Here is a 16,154-nt window from a genome sequence, read left to right as displayed (position 1 = left end):
AATTCCTCGACCTCATGCGCTCCGGCACGGTCGACATCGTTTTCGCCAACCGCCAGGAACTGCTCGCGCTCTACGAGACCGAGGATTTCGAGGAAGGGCTCAACAAGATCGCCAAGGATTGCAAGATCGCAGCCGTCACGATGAGCGAAGACGGCGCCGTTATCCTGAAGGGCAACGAGCGCTGGTACGTCGATGCGATCCGGATCGAGGAAGTGGTCGATACCACGGGCGCTGGCGATCTCTTCGCCTCCGGTTTCCTTTACGGCTACACGCAGGCGCGGACGCTGGAAGATTGCGGCAAGCTCGGCTGCCTTGCTGCCGGGATCGTCATCCAGCAGATCGGGCCGCGTCCCATGAAGTCGCTTGCCGAAGCGGCCCGTGAAGCGCAGCTTATTTGAAGGCTTCGCCTGGATAGGCGCCCCAGATTTCCGACTGCGCTACCCAGCCTTCGACGCCGTCGGTATCGGCATGGCACCAGTCGCCGTTGCATTCGCCGATATTGATCGTCACGCCCGGCTCCAGCTTGGCGACGATTGTCGCCGAGGCCTGCGGCTCCCGCCGCACATTGACGTAAACGGATTTACCCTTGCCCTTCATCCACGGAGCGGCGATTGCTGCACGCTTCCCGGATAGCAGGGACTGGTTCACCCAGCCTTCCGTGCCGTCCGCGTCGCGGATGCGCCGCCAGTTATCGTATTCCTGGATGATTTCGACCGGCAGCCCGGCCTTCAGATACATCCAGGAGGCGGCGTAATCCGTGCCGGGGCCGATCCGGAGATTGACGCGCTTCGACTTCAGCGTGACGAAACGCGGAAGCGGCAGACCGCTCGGGCCCTTTGCCGCTTGGGCCCAGGCAGATTCGACGGTACCTGCCGCAAGCATCAGACCAACCGCAAAAACGAGGCAGACCTTCAGAGAGTTTCCACGCATTGGAGAGTTCCGTTCAATCGAATTCGCGAGCAGGTCCAGCCTGCTCACCGCCGGACTTCGACATTCGTCTAGCGCCATACGCGACTTTTATTTGTCTTCGCGTACGGGTCTGATAGAAATTGCCCGAGACCAAAAATATCCCCGTCTTGGTTAAAGACCTCTGAACAAACGTGGCCGGCCGCGATGACATCGAAGAAAAAACCGAAGGTCTATATCACCCGGAAACTGCCCGATGCGGTGGAGACCCGGATGCGGGAACTCTTCGACGCCGAGCTCAACATCGACGATTCGCCGCGTTCGGTTCCGCAGCTCATCGAGGCTGTCAGGACCGCCGACGTTCTGGTGCCAACCGTGACGGATCGCATCGATGCGGCCCTCATCGAGCAAGCCGGACCACAGATGAAGCTTATCGCAAGCTTTTCGAACGGTACGGACCATATCGATGTCGAGGCCGCGGCCCGAAGGGGCATCACGGTTACCAATACGCCGAACGTGCTGACCGAAGATACAGCCGACATGACCATGGCGCTCATCCTCGCGGTGCCGCGGCGTCTCGGTGAAGGTGCGCGGGTTCTTACCGACAAACCGGGCGAATGGGCCGGGTGGTCACCCACCTGGATGCTCGGTCGGCGTATCCACGGCAAGCGAATCGGCATTGTCGGCATGGGCAGGATAGGCACGGCAGTGGCGCGCCGCGCCAAAGCTTTCGGCCTGTCGATCCACTATCACAACCGCAAGCGCGTGAATCCGGCAACCGAGGAGGAGCTGGAGGCGACCTATTGGGAAAGCCTCGACCAGATGCTGGCGCGCGTCGATATCGTTTCCATCAATTGCCCCTCGACGCCGGCGACGTTCCATCTGATTTCCGCGCGCCGCCTCGCGCTGCTGCAGCCGACCGCCTACATCGTCAACACGGCGCGCGGCGACGTCGTGGATGAAGCCGCCCTGATCAAGTGCCTGAGGGAGGGACTGATCGCCGGCGCGGGACTCGACGTTTTCGAGAACGAACCTGCGGTCAATCCGAAGCTCGTCAAGCTTGCGAACGAGGGCAAGGTGGTGCTGCTCCCGCACATGAGTTCGGCGACGATCGAAGGCCGGATCGACATGGGCGACAAGGTGATCATCAATATCCGGACCTTCATCGACGGCCATCGGCCGCCGAATCGCGTGCTACCCGGCCGTTAGAGCCTTGCGCATTTCGATATAGGTAACGCGGTCGAAGCCTGGATGGGATTTCTCGGCCGTCCTGGCAAAACCCCAGCCAGCGAACACTGCGTGGTTTTCGGTCAATTCGATGCGCGTATCGAGCCGCATGGCAGGCAGTCCACGCTCTTTCGCAACACTTTCGGCGATTTGAAGCAGCTGCCTTCCGACACCCCCGCCCTGAGCCTCCGGGGCAACGGCGAGTTTGCCGATGTAGAGGCATTCCGGCTCCTGTTTCAGGAACATGCAGCCAAGCAGATCTTCCCCTTCCAGCGCCAGATAGCCGATTTCGTTGGCAGCCTTTTCGGCCAGCGATTGCGGCGTCAGACCGAGCGCGGAAGACGGCGGATCGATGCGGTCGTTCATATAGGCGAAAGACGAGAGGATCAGCTGCAGCAGCTCGCCCCAGCGGCCGAAACTCGCATCGATCCGGATGATCTTCATGCGGCTGGTTCTATCTTGGGCGGCGTCGCTTGTAGCGGACAGTATCGAAACGGGCGGCAAGCGCATCGTAGAGCAGCAGGCGGCCGACCAGCGGCTCGCCGGTGCCGGTCACAAGCTTGATCGCCTCCATCGCCATCAGCGTGCCGATGACCCCCGTGAGAGCGCCGATGATGCCGGTTTCGGCGCAGGCGGGAATGAGGCCCTCCGGCGGCATTTCCGGAAAGAGGTCGCGGTAGGTGGGATTGAGCGTCCCGTCCTCGCTTCGTTCGTAGGGCTTCAGCACCGTCAGCGAACCGTCGAAACGGCCGACGGCGCCGCTCACCAATGGGATTTCCGCTTTTTCGGCAGCATCGGCCGCCGTGTAGCGCGTCTCGAAATTGTCCGATCCGTCGATCAACAGATCAAAGCCGGAAAGATGGCGGAAGGCCCACTCCGTCGAAAAGCGCTCCGCGAAGCGGATGACATTCACATGCGGGTTCAGCCGGGCGATGGCCAAGGCCGCGCTCTCCGTCTTCAGTTCGCCGATGGTGCCGGAATCATGAATAACCTGCCGCTGCAGATTGGAAAGCGATACGCGATCGTCGTCGGCGATGCCGAGCGTGCCGACCCCCGCGGCTGCCAGATACTGCAAGACCGGCGCCCCGAGACCGCCCGCTCCAATCACCAGAACACGGGCTGCCTTCAGCTTTTGCTGGCCCGCCCCGCCGATCTCCGGCAGGAGGATATGACGCTGATATCTTGCGATTTCTTCGGGGCTCAAAGGTTCCATGCGGGTGATGCTAGCATGGCCGGAAGGCGTGGGGAAAGCCGCATCCGTCATTCGAAGACGCGGCCATCGGCCACGGTAAAAAACTGCGCGCGCGCGCCGAGGACGGCAAACATCGACCGATCGGTTCCGGTCATGAAGGCCTGGCCGCCAAGCGCATCGATGAGATCGAAGAGGGCGGCACGCCGGCCCTCGTCGAGATGCGCGGCGATTTCGTCGAGAAGCAGGATCGGTGCGTGACCTGTGAGATTGGCAACGAGCCTGGCATGGGCGAGGATCAGGCCGACAAGCAGCGCCTTCTGCTCGCCGGTCGAGCAGCGCTCCGCCTCCATCTGCTTCTCGCGGTGGCGGACGAGCAGATCGGCCCGGTGCGGACCATCGAGCGTGCGACCGGCAGCCGCGTCGCGATAGCGGCTTTCGGCAAGCATTGCGGCATATTCGTCTTCGAGATCGACGGAAGGACGCGTGAGCTGGCCGTCCATGAACCCGGAGAGCTCGAGCGAGGCGGAGGGGAAAGGCGAGGTTTCGCGCGTTTCCTCAATGAGACGGGCAAGCAGGCCGAGCATTTCCTGGCGTGCCAGCGCCATGGCGATGCCGAGACTTGCCATCTGCTCTTCGATGCCTGACAGCCAGGAGGGATCGAACCGGCCCTCGTCCAGCAGCTTGTTGCGGCTGCGCATCGCCCGCTCGAAATCGCTGGCGCGGCGGCCATGGGCCGGATCGAGCGATAGCACCAGGCGGTCGAGAAAGCGGCGGCGATCGGAAGAACCACCGGTGAAAAGCCCATCCATGGCAGGCGTCAGCCAGAGAACACGCAGATGGTCCGTCAGCTCGTCGGCCGTCTTTGCCGGCGTGCCGTTGATGCGCAGCCTGCGGCCGGTGTTCTCGTCGCTGGTATCGGCGCCGGTCCCGATTTCGACGTGGCCCTCCATGCCCTCGAGTTCGGCGAAGATCGAAAACCCCGCCGGAGCGCCGACGCGGGTGACATCGGAATAGGTGGCGCGGCGCAGGCCCCGTCCGGGCGAGAGGAAAGAGACCGCCTCCATCAGATTGGTCTTGCCGGCACCATTATCCCCCGTCAGCACCACATGCCGCCCGTCGAGCGCCAGCGACGCCGTCGCATAATTGCGGAAGTCGGTCAGCTTCAGGCGCGAAAGGGAAACCTTGTGGGGCATCAAATATCCGGATTCGTGGTTCGGGGCAGAGCTATGCCGAAGCCGGGTGGATGGCAAGGCTGTAGTCGGGGATCAACGATCCCCTCCGACGGTAGAGGGACCCGATTTAATCGAGTCCGGTTAGATCGCGTCAAAGCCGGTTAGCTACCTGGCAGCCAGACTAAAAAGTCCATTAAGCTTTTCTTGACCACCATCCGTGGAAATGGCAGCAATTCCAAGGAAAATTCCAGCCTCAGAGCTAGCTCGAACGTGAATTCCGAAACTCTCTGCATAGGCAAGCATCCGTGCCTCGTCGTCTGAGAGCTTAGCCATGAACATTATGTAGATGCCTGAGATGTCAATTCGAATTCCTTCACCGTTGACGACAATTTCGATCAGCCCGAAATTCAGAAGCTCGTGCTCTCGACCCATCGCTTCTACCATCGCGACGAATGCAAACCTATCGGAATTGGAGTAGCAGAGAATCACCTTTCCATGCCCGTATAGGGAGTCTCGTTCTCCTCTGACCCACATTACGCCCTGATGTACTTCTACGCCCCACTTAGCTTCGGTCTCTCCACCCGTAATCACCCTCAAATCACGTAGCTGCTCTTCGGCGAGCAGCGAGAGGTCGTGTCCTGGCGTCAGAGCAGACTGCTCCAGAAAGGCCGCCGGGATGCCCATGTCCTCAATGTATCGGGCGATTGCCGCGGATAGTCTCTGCGACTTGTCGATAGTGTGAAGCGTGGGGTTTTTAAAGAAGAATTGATGGACACCGAACTCCGACCCGGTGTCGAAATGACGAAGTCGCCCACCGAGAAAAATCAAAGTGGCAGCACTCAGACATTTGCCAGGAATGAACCTGCGAGGGATAATCAGCTCGTCGGCGCTTTGGCTATCAAGTACGTAAGACCCAACCAGCGTAGAAAACCAAGCATCACGGATCAGCCTGCCGATCCTGATCGCGGCCTCTACGTGCCCGCCGGTCGAGTTAATGTAGACATTCGTTCGAGGCGGCGGCGCGGAACGCTCAACAAACTTCTCGAATTTCGTATCGTCACCTTCCTCGATCCTACCGATCAAGTTGATATGGAAGAAGCCGCCAAATAATATCTCGGCTTCGGTTTGAGGCTCAGTGTACTCGAATTGCATTCGATTTTGCCTTATCCGCCTCATATCTGTCGCGTACGCATAGACAGATTTCAGACTCACTTTTAGAGCTGGGTTAACATGTAACTAGGGGAGCAATCATAAGGCGAATCAAGAGGAAATGGCATTTCAAGAGTTCACCCGACACCTCTGCCGCCAACTCCAAAATGTAGGTCCAGAAAGAGCATGTCGTTGCTCTACGAAACCTACCGGAAATCATATAAATGGGGAGAACTTGGTGGAGCTAAGCGGGATCGAACCGCTGACCTCTTGCATGCCATGCAAGCGCTCTCCCAGCTGAGCTATAGCCCCATCAGGGTGGTCCGGTATTTGCCGGTCCTGGGATACTCCCCGGCGTTGCCCGGCGGAGTGGCGGCTTCTTACTTGCGGTTTTCGCAGATAGCAAGCCTAAAAAACCGGCCCGGAGATTTTTTATCATCCGGGCCGACGTTCGTTCGATCAGACTTCGTCTTCGTCGCCGGTGACGCCGATGATGTCGCTCATGTCGTCGTCTTCGTCTTCCTCGGCTTCGAGGAAGGTGTCGTCGTCATCGCCTTCGATTTCGACGTCGTCGTCGCCCATATCCGGGATATCGTCGCCGGCTGCACCTTCATCGGCATCCTCGAGCGATACGAGTTCGACTTCTGTGTTCTCGGTATCGACTTCCTGCACGTCGTCTTCTTCGGTCGCCTCTGCAGCCGCAGCCGCCGAGGTTTCCTGGAAGAAGGACAACGGGTAGGACTTGCCGGTATAAGGAGAAACGATCGGGTCCCGGTTCAAGTCGTAGAACTTCTTGCCGGTTTCCGGATCGGTACGCTTGGTTCCAAGTTCCGCTTTCGCCACTATAAGCCTCGTGAGATAGCCGAATCAAAATTCGGCAAATGCCGTTCAAACCGGCGTTTCTATCGGAATTTATAAGCCGGTCCCCATAATCGCTGATGCTCCCCATGTCAAAGCCAAACTTTATGGCAGCAGCGCCCGCCTTTTTCAAAGCCCGGAGGATGACCGGCTTTCGACTTTGTGTTAACCAGCCGGCAAAGCCGTAAAACCAGCCGGGAACTGACGCAGGGCCAGGCATTTTGCGGGAATTTGTGCCGCTTCTGCAAGGGATTTTTCCGTGTCGCATGGATCCGCGCCGAAACCCGCCACCGCGAGAAAATCCGCCGCCCTGAGGGGCACGGTCCGCATTCCGGGCGACAAGTCGATTTCGCACCGCGCCTTCATGCTTGGAGGCCTTGCGTCCGGCAAGACGCGCATCACCGGCCTTCTGGAAGGTGAAGACGTCATCCATACCGGCAGGGCGATGCAGGCGATGGGCGCCACAGTTCGCAAAGATGGCGATGAATGGATCATCCGCGGTGCCGGCAACGGGGCACTGCTTGCTCCGGAGACGCCGCTCGATTTCGGCAATGCCGGGACCGGCTGCCGCCTGACGATGGGCCTCGTCGGCGTCTATGATTTCGAAAGCACCTTCATCGGCGACGCTTCGCTTTCCGAGCGGCCGATGGGCCGTGTGCTCGATCCGCTGCGTGAAATGGGCGTGCAGGTGAAATCCACCGGTGGCGACAAGCTGCCGGTGACGCTGCACGGGCCGGGAACGCCAAGCCCATTAATTTACCGCGTGCCGATGGCATCCGCGCAGGTGAAGTCGGCCGTGCTGCTCGCCGGTCTCAATACGCCAGGCATCACGACCGTCATCGAACCGGTGATGACGCGCGATCACACGGAGAAAATGCTGCAGCGCTTCGGCGCCGAGCTTTCCGTCGAGACCGACCATGCAGGCGTTCGAACGATCCGGCTCGAAGGCCGCGGAAAACTGACGGGCCAGGTCATCGACGTGCCGGGCGATCCGTCCTCGACAGCCTTCCCGCTCGTGGCGGCACTGATTGTCCCAGGCTCCGACATTACCATTCTCAATGTGCTGATGAACCCGACACGCACCGGGCTGATCCTGACGTTGCGGGAAATGGGCGCCAATATCGAAGTGCTGAATGCGCGGCTTGCAGGTGGCGAGGACGTCGCCGATCTGCGCGTCCGCGCCTCCGAACTCAAGGGTGTTACCGTGCCGGAAGAGCGTGCTCCGTCCATGATCGACGAATATCCGGTCCTCGCCGTTGCCGCCTGCTTTGCAGAAGGTGCGACGGTCATGAAGGGGCTGGACGAGCTGCGCGTCAAGGAATCCGACCGTCTTTCGGCCGTCGCCGACGGACTGAAACTGAATGGCGCTGACTGCGACGAAGGCCGGGACTTCCTTGTCGTGCGCGGCAAGCCCGGTGGCAAGGCGCTCGGCAACGCATCCGGCGGCCGGGTAAAGACTCATCTCGATCACCGTATCGCCATGAGCTTCCTGGTCATGGGGCTTGCTTCGGAGCATGCTGTGACCGTTGACGACGCAACGATGATCGCCACCAGTTTTCCGGAATTCATGGACCTGATGGCAGGTCTCGGCGCGAAGATCGAGCAGGAGTAAAGTCATGTACCAGCCGCCGCATTTTCGCGAAGACGATCTTGGCGTCCAGCATGAACTGATCCAGGCCCATCCACTCGGTTTGCTGATCACGGCAGGAGGTTCGGGGTTGATGGCCAATCCGGTGCCTTTCCACCTTGATGCGAATGCATCCGAGAAGGGTACGCTGCGGCTGCACCTTGCCAAAGCGAATGGGCAGTGGCGTGATATTCAGGACGGTGCGCCGGTGCTTGCCGTTTTCCAGGGCGCAAATTCCTACGTGACGCCTTCCTGGTACCGGACCAAACAGGAAACCGGCAAAGTCGTGCCGACGTGGAACTACGCAATTGTGCAGGTGCGCGGTCCAGCACGAGTTATCGACAATGCCGAGTGGCTGCTGCGGCAGATCAACGCCATCACCGGCCAGCAGGAAGGCAATCGCGAAGAACCATGGGCCGTCCACGATGCGCCGGAGGATTTTGTCCGGGCGCAGCTGAAAGGCATCATCGGCGTCGAGATCGAGATCGCGGCGATCGAGGGCAAATGGAAGGTCAGCCAGAACCGGCCAGTCGCAGACCGCGAAGGGGTGGCATCCGGTTTGAACGAGGTGGAAGGCCAGGCGGAGATGGTGGATCTGGTAAAGCGCTACGGCGGGCTGGAAGGTAATCATTGAGCAAGACATTTACGATCGCCATCGACGGGCCGGCAGCAGCAGGCAAGGGCACGCTATCGCGCCGGATCGCCGATGAATACCGGTTCCACCATCTGGATACGGGGCTGACCTATCGCGCTACGGCAAAGGCCTTGCTCGATGCGGGGCTGGCGCTCGATGACGAGCAGGTCGCGGAAAAGATGGCCCACAAGATTGAACTCAGCGGGCTCAATCGTGATATACTTTCGAGCCACGAGATCGGCGAAGCCGCCTCGAAGATTGCCGTCATGCCGGCCGTGCGCCGGGCGCTGGTCGAGGCGCAGCGGCGGTTTTCGGAAAGGGCGCCGGGCACGGTGCTCGACGGGCGCGATATCGGCACCGTCGTCTGCCCCGGTGCACCCGTAAAGCTCTATGTGACGGCCTCTCCGGAGGTGCGCGCAAAGCGCCGCTATGACGAGATCATCGGCAAGGGAGGAACTGCCGATTTCGACGCGATTTTCGAGGATGTGAAGCGACGCGACGAACGCGACATGGGACGGGCCGACAGCCCCTTGAAACCAGCTGATGACGCGCACTTGCTTGATACGTCGGAAATGAGTATAGAGGCCGCGTTTCAAGCCGCAAAGTCGATCATCGATGCGGCCTTGAGCCGAAACAACTGAATTCGAGTGCTTTCCCGCCTTTGCGGGGCGCTTCTGAAAAGCCTGAAATTCCGTCCAAGCGCCGGATTGCTTCCTGACAGGGAGGCGGACTGGGTTCAGGCCCGTTCAACACGAACCAACCGGCGCATACGTGGGCCTTGCAGCTATCGAAGGCCACGCAGGAGATTTTATGTCAGTAGCTACTCCCTCTCGCGAGGATTTCGCGGCCCTTCTCGAAGAGTCCTTTGCCAAGAACGATCTGGCTGAAGGCTATGTCACCAAGGGCATCGTCACCGGCATCGAAAAGGATGTCGCCGTTGTTGACGTCGGCCTGAAGGTCGAAGGCCGCATCGCGCTCAAGGAATTCGGCGCACGTGCCAAGGACGGTTCGCTGAAGGTCGGCGACGAAGTCGAAGTTTACGTCGAGCGCATCGAAAACGCACTTGGCGAAGCTGTTCTGTCGCGCGAGAAGGCTCGCCGCGAAGAAAGCTGGATCAAGCTCGAAGCCAAGTTCGAAGCTGGCGAGCGCGTCGAAGGCGTGATCTTCAACCAGGTCAAGGGCGGCTTCACGGTCGATCTCGACGGTGCGATCGCCTTCCTGCCGCGTTCTCAGGTCGACATCCGTCCGATCCGCGACGTATCCCCGCTGATGCACAACCCGCAGCCCTTCGAAATCCTCAAGATGGACAAGCGCCGCGGCAACATCGTGGTTTCGCGCCGTACGGTTCTGGAAGAATCCCGTGCCGAGCAGCGTTCTGAAATCGTTCAGAACCTCGAAGAAGGCCAGGTTGTTGACGGCGTCGTCAAGAACATCACCGACTACGGTGCGTTCGTTGATCTCGGCGGCATCGACGGCCTGCTGCACGTCACCGACATGGCATGGCGCCGTGTGAACCATCCGTCTGAGATCCTGAACATCGGCCAGCAGGTCAAGGTTCAGATCATCCGCATCAACCAGGAAACCCACCGCATCTCGCTCGGCATGAAGCAGCTCGAGTCGGATCCGTGGGATGGCATCCAGGCCAAGTATCCGGAAGGCAAGAAGATCTCCGGTACCGTCACGAACATCACCGACTACGGTGCGTTCGTCGAGCTGGAGCCGGGCATCGAAGGCCTGATCCACATCTCGGAAATGTCCTGGACCAAGAAGAACGTACATCCCGGCAAGATCCTGTCCACGAGCCAGGAAGTCGAAGTCGTCGTTCTCGAAGTCGATCCGTCCAAGCGCCGCATTTCGCTCGGCCTGAAGCAGACGCTGGAAAATCCGTGGGCAGCATTCGCCCGCAACCATCCGGCCGGCACTGAAGTCGAAGGCGAAGTCAAGAACAAGACCGAATTCGGCCTGTTCATCGGTCTCGACGGCGACGTTGACGGCATGGTGCACCTCTCCGACCTCGACTGGAACCGTCCGGGCGAACAGGTCATCGAAGAGTTCAACAAGGGTGACGTCGTCAAGGCTGTCGTTCTCGATGTTGACGTCGAAAAGGAGCGCATCTCGCTCGGCATCAAGCAGCTCGGCAAGGACGCTGTCGGCGAAGCAGCTGCTTCCGGCGACCTGCGCAAGAATGCAGTCGTTTCCTGCGAAGTCATCGCAGTCAACGATGGCGGCATCGAAGTGAAGCTCGTCGAGCACGAAGACATCACCTCGTTCATCCGCCGTGCAGACCTCTCGCGCGATCGCGACGAGCAGCGTCCGGAACGCTTCTCGGTCGGCCAGGTTGTTGACGCCCGCGTCACCAACTTCTCCAAGAAGGACCGCAAGATCATGCTGTCCATCAAGGCGCTGGAAATCGCAGAAGAGAAGGAAGCCGTTGCTCAGTTCGGTTCGTCCGACAGCGGCGCTTCGCTCGGCGACATCCTCGGCGCGGCTCTGAAGAACCGCGGCGAGTAATCGCTCTAGCCTTTGAGACAAAGAACCCGCCGGAGCGATCCGGCGGGTTCTTTATTTGATCGAATGCTTTTCGATTATTCCCAGCCAGCCATGCGCTGGTAGAGCGCGTAAATTGGATCGGCGACGGTGCCCGCTGCCGGCGCAGCCTCCAGCTCAGGCAAGTCCGGTAAGACGCCCTCAGGGCCAGCTTCGTCTGCTTCGGCATCCTGGTGCTGCTCGCCTGACGGCGCGTGCTGGTTCTGAGAACCGCTTCCTTCATGATCCCGGCGATGCATTTCGCCGTCCTTGCGTTCGCTTGAATGCTTGGCGAAGTGGTAAGGGTGCTGCGCGTAGGCGAAGCCCTCGGCGGGTTTTACGAGACCGGCCTTCTGGGCCGCTTCGGTGAGCTCGGCTGGCGCAAGCGCAGGCTGCGCCGCGACCTCCTTCGGCTCGCGCGCCAGAGTGGCAGCGTCGGCGCCGGCGGGGCGTACAACCGCTTCCACCTGCTGCGCATCTCTCGCTTGAGCGGCTTCAGCCGGCAAAGCGGACATCTCCTTCGCAGCGGCCTCTTCGAGCGCAAGGGCGGTAGGTGCGTGCTCAGTCGCGAGATCTTCCGAGAGAACGCTGGCGTTGTGCTCTCCGATGATAGCAACGACCAGTTCTGAGACCTTCTCCGTCATTGATGCGAGTATGCCGCTCCAGGCTTTCGGAATGACGGAATCGGGTTTCGCAAATTCCTTCGACCCAAGCGGTCCTGCCTGCGCTTCTCGAACGGTCGTGGCCGGCTCGTCCGGTACGGGCTGCTCTTTGAGATCGTCGATTGGCAACTCGTCCGCCATTGGGCTCTCCGCCGTGACAGGCTCTTCGCCGGCGGCCTCCAGCCTTTCTCCGACAATTGCCTTCGGCTCTTCCGGCAGCGATTTTTCCTCGATCTGTGGTCTGACCTCTGTACTCTCCGCAGTATCGGGCTCATCGAGGACGGCATCGATGTTTTCGACGGGTTGTTTCTCCAGTTGGGCAGACTGCCGTACCGGACTGAGCCCGGCCGGATACGAGGTCGCGGCCGTCACCGACTGCCCCCTCGATGAAGCGGCGGGCGGGCTTTCCCCTTGGAGACGTATTTTCGGGCGCTGCTCACCGGGAAGCGGCGAAGCATCGTTCTGGCGATAGGAGTATACGACAGCACGCGCGGCGAGATCGCGGTCTTTGTATGGGAGGGTTTCCAGATAGGCGATGATGCGAGCAGCTTCCGGTCCTGCCGGATTTTTCAACGCCTCAGCAATGAGGCGCAGCGACAGGTTCTGGCCCTGCGCAGCCAGCTGGCGTTCGATCTCGTTGATTTTCGCAGGCGGCAACTTCTGGATCGCATCCGCGAGACGCGAGGCAAAGACCAGATCCGTTTCGTCACTCTCGCGCGGCAGCGGCAGGGCGCGCGAGGCAGCCTCAATCGCCTCGAGAAGGGCCTCGAACATTTGTTGCTTGGCGGCAATCAGCAGCAGATTGAGCTTGCCGGCAATTGCCGAATTCAGGTTGGAGGCCTCGACAGCCTGGACCGGCACGACGACTGATCGCTCCAAACCGCTTGTCGCGAGCGCGGCTGTCTGACCGTTGGAGGAAAAGCTTACATTTGACGCTGCACGAACCGGAGTCAGCATGGCATGCTCCTTCTTTCGCAAAGTGACGATGGAAGCAGATCACAAGAGGGCCGCGCTCATCCGGCCCCTCGCATTCGTCTGCAAACCTCCGGGTCCGCATGACGCATCATGGCGCCGCCGAATGCATAAAGATTGATGAAAATCCTATCGAAGGGCCATTAATGAAATGCTAACGGCCGGAGGGATGTCCCGTCCGGCCGCTGCAGGAAAGTCTTTGGTTCTGAAGAGGTCAGCTGTGGGCGAAGATATCCGCTTCTTCCCAGCCGAGCAGGTCGAGCTTCGCGCGAGTCGGTAGGAATTCGAAGCAGGCGTTTGCATGATCGATGCGGCCGTCGCGGATCAGCCGCTCGGTCAGCTTGTCGCGCAGGGCGTGCAGGTAGAGCACATCGGAGGCGGCATATTCGAGCTGTGCCGGCGAAAGCGTTGCCGCTGCCCAATCAGAGGACTGCTGCGCCTTGGAGACGTCGACGTCGAGCATCTCCTTCAGATTGTCCTTCAGACCGTGGCGGTCCGTATAGGTGCGTGACAGACGGGAGGCGATCTTGGTGCAGAAGACCGGCGCCGTCGTCACGCCGAAGGTGTGGAAGAGCACGGCGATATCGAAACGGCCGTAGTGGAAGATCTTCTGGCGGGTTGGATCGGCAAGCAAGGCGACGAGGTTTGGTGCTTCCTTCTGGCCGGCGGCGATACGGATGACATCGGCCGTGCCGTCGCCCGACGAGAGCTGCACGACGCAGAGCCGATCGCGGCGGGGCACAAGGCCAAGCGTCTCGGTATCGATCGCGATTGCGCCGGTGTAGCGGGCGGCATCCTCCGCAGAAATATCGCCTTCGTGGTATCGGATGGTGGCGGCCATGAGTATCTCTATCGTTTCAATGTCTCTTGTGGCGCTATAGCGCAAAGGCAGGCGGCGCGATACCCGGTTTTCGGCCCTGCCGGCGTCAGAATGTCGGCGGAGTGTTGATCCACAGAAGCACTGTTTCGCCATCGTGGCGATTGCGCCAGGAGTGATAGCGGCGGCTCTCGAAATAGAGCGAGTCGCCGGGACCGAGATCGAAGAACTGGTCGGAATCGAGAACGAGTTCGAGGCGGCCGGAAAGGACATGCATGAACTCCTCTCCTTCGTGCCTGTAGGCGCCTTCGCTGGCGGCACCCGGTGCCAGCACAAACCGGTGGCAATCCATCATCCTTCGGCCTTCGGCCAGCAGCTGCACCGTCACGCCCGGCGTGGTCTGCGGCCAGGTGCGCCATTCGCCGGAACGGACAATCTCAGCACCCTGTTCGCTCTCCTCACCCGAAAGGCGCGAGACCGTTGTGCCGTAGTATTCTGCGAGGTCGTGCAGGGTCTTGAAGCTGACGCCCTGAGAGGTACGCTCCAGGGTCGAGAGCGTGGAAGACGTGACGCCGATATCGCCGGCGACCTGTTCGAGCGTCTTTCCCGCGGCATGGCGAAGCCTGCGCAGCCTGCGGCCGAGATCGGAAACGGCGCCGTTCTCCACGCCTTCGGCCGACGGCTCCTCATTTTCCAGCGCCTCACGGATCGCAGCCGGATTGAGGCCGCGCTCGAGGCGATACCACGATATCCGCTTCAGCCGGGCGACGTCGTCTGCACTATATTGCCGGTGGCCCGTTTCGGAGCGTTCCGGAACGAGCAGTCCCTGGCTTTCCCAGAGGCGGACAGTGGAGGCGGAAACGCCTGCCAGCCTTGCCACTTCGGCCACCTTATAGCGTACCGGGCCGTTGTCGTTCATCAAGCATCAAACCCCTGATTGCCTATGGTTTCAAACATGCTCGCTATCAGAATCTTTCGGTGCGAGCATCCATCAAAAACCTTGATGTTTGAAGCAGTAAACGCCGCTTGATTTCTTGCAGGAAAAATGTAGGAATTTTGTACATATCTTGCAGAACTTATGCAAGGTAATTTCACCTCTTTGAGCGCAGGAGCGCAACGATGAACGCGATCACCCTTACAGACCGGAAGAACGCTGCGATTTCCCGCGGCGTCGGCATGACCACGCAGATCTATGCTGACCGCGCGGAAAATTCCGAGATCTGGGACAAGGAGGGGCGGCGCTATATTGATTTCGCTGCCGGCATCGCGGTGCTCAATACGGGTCACCGCCATCCACGCGTGATCGCAGCGGTCAAGGAGCAGCTGGATCGCTTCACCCACACCTGCCATCAGGTCGTGCCCTACGAAAGCTATGTGCATCTCGCAGAACGCCTGAACCAGCTGACGCCCGGGGACTTCGCCAAGAAGACGATCTTCGTGACGACGGGAGCCGAGGCCGTCGAAAACGCCGTGAAGATCGCGCGCGCTGCGACCGGCCGCTCGGCCGTCATCGCCTTTGGCGGCGGCTTCCACGGCCGCACATTTATGGGCATGGCGCTGACAGGCAAGGTCGTGCCCTATAAGGTCGGCTTCGGCGCAATGCCAGGCGACGTTTTCCATGTGCCCTTCCCTGTCGAACTGCATGGCGTCACCGCCGAACAACCGCTCGCGGCGCTGAACAAGCTGTTTGCAGCGGACGTCGATCCGCAGCGCGTTGCCGCAATCATCATCGAGCCGGTCCAGGGCGAAGGCGGCTTCTATCCGGCTCCAACGGCCTTCATGAAAGCGCTTCGCGAGCTTTGCGACCGGCACGGCATTCTCTTAATTGCTGACGAGGTGCAGACGGGCTTTGCTCGCACCGGCAAGATGTTTGCGATGGATCATCATGAGGTCGCACCCGACCTGATAACCATGGCGAAGAGCCTCGCCGGCGGTTTCCCGCTGGCTGCAGTCACCGGCCGGGCGGAAATCATGGATGCCCCGGGACCGGGCGGCCTCGGCGGCACCTATGGCGGCAACCCGCTTGGCATCGCCGCTGCCCATGCCGTCCTCGACGTGATCAAGGACGAGGATCTCTGCAATCGCGCCAATCAGCTCGGCGGCCGCCTGAAGCAGCGGCTGGAATCGCTGCGCGACAAGGCGGCCGAGATCGCCGACATCCGCGGTCCGGGTTTCATGAACGCCGTCGAGTTCAATGACAAGACCACCAAGCTGCCAAGCGCCGAGTTTGCCAACAAGGTTCGCCTGATCGCGCTGGAGAAAGGTCTCATTCTTTTGACCTGCGGCGTGCACGGAAACGTCATCCGCTTCCTTGCCCCGATTACCATTCAGGACGATATCTTCGGCGAAGCGCTCGATATCCTCGAAGCCTCAATCCTTGAAGCAAGTGCGGGCAAGTAACCGCCCTTCGGA

Annotated in this window: 16 protein-coding genes and 1 tRNA gene; 7 read left to right on the top strand and 10 right to left on the bottom strand. The window is 60.4% G+C overall.

Translation table 11 applies throughout. From position 1 onward, the window contains the following. Nucleotides 1–398 (top strand): PfkB family carbohydrate kinase (locus tag ACPYOI_RS15675; RefSeq protein WP_481423013.1); only part of this gene is annotated, 398 nt, incomplete at its 5' end. Here ACPYOI_RS15675 and ACPYOI_RS15670 read toward each other — a convergent pair. Beyond that, nucleotides 391–930: an SH3 domain-containing protein gene (locus tag ACPYOI_RS15670; protein WP_481415643.1), complete on the bottom strand. Its 540-nt coding sequence runs from the start codon at nt 928–930 to the stop codon at nt 391–393. The genes ACPYOI_RS15675 and ACPYOI_RS15670 overlap by 8 nt on opposite strands. A 183-nt stretch (nt 931–1,113) precedes the next feature. On the opposite strand from ACPYOI_RS15670, the gene ACPYOI_RS15665 reads away from it, so the two are divergent. Then, nucleotides 1,114–2,115 (top strand): 2-hydroxyacid dehydrogenase, encoded by a 1,002-nt coding sequence (locus ACPYOI_RS15665; protein ID WP_481415642.1) that lies wholly within the window; start codon nt 1,114–1,116, stop codon nt 2,113–2,115. Here ACPYOI_RS15665 and ACPYOI_RS15660 read toward each other — a convergent pair. From ACPYOI_RS15660 to ACPYOI_RS15635, 6 genes are all read right to left on the bottom strand, one after another. After that, nucleotides 2,101–2,577, bottom strand: coding sequence for a GNAT family N-acetyltransferase (locus ACPYOI_RS15660; protein WP_481415641.1), 477 nt, complete (start codon nt 2,575–2,577; stop codon nt 2,101–2,103). The genes ACPYOI_RS15665 and ACPYOI_RS15660 overlap by 15 nt on opposite strands. A 10-nt stretch (nt 2,578–2,587) precedes the next feature. After that, nucleotides 2,588–3,397, bottom strand: a complete 810-nt coding sequence (locus ACPYOI_RS15655) for a molybdopterin-synthase adenylyltransferase MoeB (RefSeq protein ID WP_481415640.1) — start codon at nt 3,395–3,397, stop codon at nt 2,588–2,590. Beyond that, a complete protein-coding gene (gene recF, locus ACPYOI_RS15650) occupies nt 3,394–4,518 on the bottom strand; it encodes a DNA replication/repair protein RecF (RefSeq protein ID WP_481423012.1) in 1,125 nt (374 codons plus the stop codon). Before recF ends, ACPYOI_RS15655 begins: the two co-directional genes overlap by 4 nt. A 144-nt stretch (nt 4,519–4,662) precedes the next feature. Then, nucleotides 4,663–5,649: a COG3904 family protein gene (locus ACPYOI_RS15645; protein ID WP_481423011.1), complete on the bottom strand. Its 987-nt coding sequence runs from the start codon at nt 5,647–5,649 to the stop codon at nt 4,663–4,665. Nucleotides 5,650–5,882: 233 nt separating this feature from the next. Next, nucleotides 5,883–5,958, bottom strand: a tRNA-Ala gene (locus tag ACPYOI_RS15640). Between the two features lie 147 nt (nt 5,959–6,105). Beyond that, nucleotides 6,106–6,489 (bottom strand): TIGR02300 family protein, encoded by a 384-nt coding sequence (locus tag ACPYOI_RS15635; protein ID WP_168827835.1) that lies wholly within the window; start codon nt 6,487–6,489, stop codon nt 6,106–6,108. Between the two features lie 274 nt (nt 6,490–6,763). Here ACPYOI_RS15635 and aroA point away from each other — a divergent pair, with 274 nt between their 5' ends. The 4 genes from aroA (at nt 6,764) to rpsA (ending at nt 11,276) form a co-directional block, all read left to right on the top strand. Next, on the top strand, nt 6,764–8,116 hold the full coding sequence (gene aroA / locus ACPYOI_RS15630; RefSeq protein ID WP_481415637.1) for a 3-phosphoshikimate 1-carboxyvinyltransferase: 1,353 nt from the start codon (nt 6,764–6,766) through the stop codon (nt 8,114–8,116). Between the two features lie 4 nt (nt 8,117–8,120). Then, nucleotides 8,121–8,765: an FMN-binding negative transcriptional regulator gene (locus ACPYOI_RS15625; protein ID WP_481415636.1), complete on the top strand. Its 645-nt coding sequence runs from the start codon at nt 8,121–8,123 to the stop codon at nt 8,763–8,765. Next, nucleotides 8,762–9,406: a (d)CMP kinase gene (cmk, locus tag ACPYOI_RS15620; protein WP_481415635.1), complete on the top strand. Its 645-nt coding sequence runs from the start codon at nt 8,762–8,764 to the stop codon at nt 9,404–9,406. The genes ACPYOI_RS15625 and cmk overlap by 4 nt, the downstream gene beginning before the upstream one ends. Before the next feature lie 169 nt (nt 9,407–9,575). After that, nucleotides 9,576–11,276 carry a 30S ribosomal protein S1 gene (rpsA, locus tag ACPYOI_RS15615; protein WP_168827831.1) on the top strand — a complete coding sequence of 567 codons (1,701 nt, stop codon included), beginning with the start codon at nt 9,576–9,578 and terminating at the stop codon, nt 11,274–11,276. 74 nt (nt 11,277–11,350) lie between these two features. Here rpsA and ACPYOI_RS15610 read toward each other — a convergent pair whose 3' ends face one another. The 3 genes from ACPYOI_RS15610 to ACPYOI_RS15600 all read right to left on the bottom strand — a co-directional run bounded on the left by ACPYOI_RS15610 (nt 11,351) and on the right by ACPYOI_RS15600 (nt 14,661). Then, nucleotides 11,351–12,910 (bottom strand): hypothetical protein, encoded by a 1,560-nt coding sequence (locus ACPYOI_RS15610; protein WP_481423010.1) that lies wholly within the window; start codon nt 12,908–12,910, stop codon nt 11,351–11,353. Nucleotides 12,911–13,139: 229 nt separating this feature from the next. Beyond that, a complete protein-coding gene (locus ACPYOI_RS15605; RefSeq protein ID WP_481415633.1) occupies nt 13,140–13,766 on the bottom strand; it encodes a ribonuclease D in 627 nt (208 codons plus the stop codon). A gap of 85 nt (nt 13,767–13,851) precedes the next feature. Further along, nucleotides 13,852–14,661, bottom strand: a complete 810-nt coding sequence (locus tag ACPYOI_RS15600) for a MerR family transcriptional regulator (RefSeq protein ID WP_481415632.1) — start codon at nt 14,659–14,661, stop codon at nt 13,852–13,854. A 200-nt stretch (nt 14,662–14,861) separates the two neighbouring features. Between ACPYOI_RS15600 and ACPYOI_RS15595 the strand changes: the two genes are divergently transcribed. After that, nucleotides 14,862–16,142: a 4-aminobutyrate--2-oxoglutarate transaminase gene (locus ACPYOI_RS15595; RefSeq protein WP_481415631.1), complete on the top strand. Its 1,281-nt coding sequence runs from the start codon at nt 14,862–14,864 to the stop codon at nt 16,140–16,142. Nucleotides 16,143–16,154 lie beyond the last annotated feature (12 nt).

It is taken from the genome of Rhizobium sp. SVR5-2C, assembly GCF_056755115.1.
This window is presented reverse-complemented; position numbering and strand designations above follow the sequence as displayed.

Excerpts from the sequence above, each read along its gene's own strand:
- rpsA (WP_168827831.1), top strand. The coding sequence starts at position 9,576 with ATGTCAGTAGCTACTCCCTCTCGCGAGGATTTCGCGGCCCTTCTCGAA.
- ACPYOI_RS15670 (WP_481415643.1), bottom strand. The coding sequence starts at position 930 with ATGCGTGGAAACTCTCTGAAGGTCTGCCTCGTTTTTGCGGTTGGTCTG.
- ACPYOI_RS15605 (WP_481415633.1), bottom strand. The coding sequence starts at position 13,766 with ATGGCCGCCACCATCCGATACCACGAAGGCGATATTTCTGCGGAGGAT.
- ACPYOI_RS15595 (WP_481415631.1), top strand. The coding sequence starts at position 14,862 with ATGAACGCGATCACCCTTACAGACCGGAAGAACGCTGCGATTTCCCGC.
- recF (WP_481423012.1), bottom strand. The coding sequence starts at position 4,518 with ATGCCCCACAAGGTTTCCCTTTCGCGCCTGAAGCTGACCGACTTCCGC.
- ACPYOI_RS15600 (WP_481415632.1), bottom strand. The coding sequence starts at position 14,661 with ATGAACGACAACGGCCCGGTACGCTATAAGGTGGCCGAAGTGGCAAGG.
- ACPYOI_RS15610 (WP_481423010.1), bottom strand. The coding sequence starts at position 12,910 with ATGCTGACTCCGGTTCGTGCAGCGTCAAATGTAAGCTTTTCCTCCAAC.
- ACPYOI_RS15660 (WP_481415641.1), bottom strand. The coding sequence starts at position 2,577 with ATGAAGATCATCCGGATCGATGCGAGTTTCGGCCGCTGGGGCGAGCTG.
- ACPYOI_RS15665 (WP_481415642.1), top strand. The coding sequence starts at position 1,114 with ATGACATCGAAGAAAAAACCGAAGGTCTATATCACCCGGAAACTGCCC.
- ACPYOI_RS15625 (WP_481415636.1), top strand. The coding sequence starts at position 8,121 with ATGTACCAGCCGCCGCATTTTCGCGAAGACGATCTTGGCGTCCAGCAT.
- ACPYOI_RS15645 (WP_481423011.1), bottom strand. The coding sequence starts at position 5,649 with ATGCAATTCGAGTACACTGAGCCTCAAACCGAAGCCGAGATATTATTT.
- ACPYOI_RS15655 (WP_481415640.1), bottom strand. The coding sequence starts at position 3,397 with ATGACGGATGCGGCTTTCCCCACGCCTTCCGGCCATGCTAGCATCACC.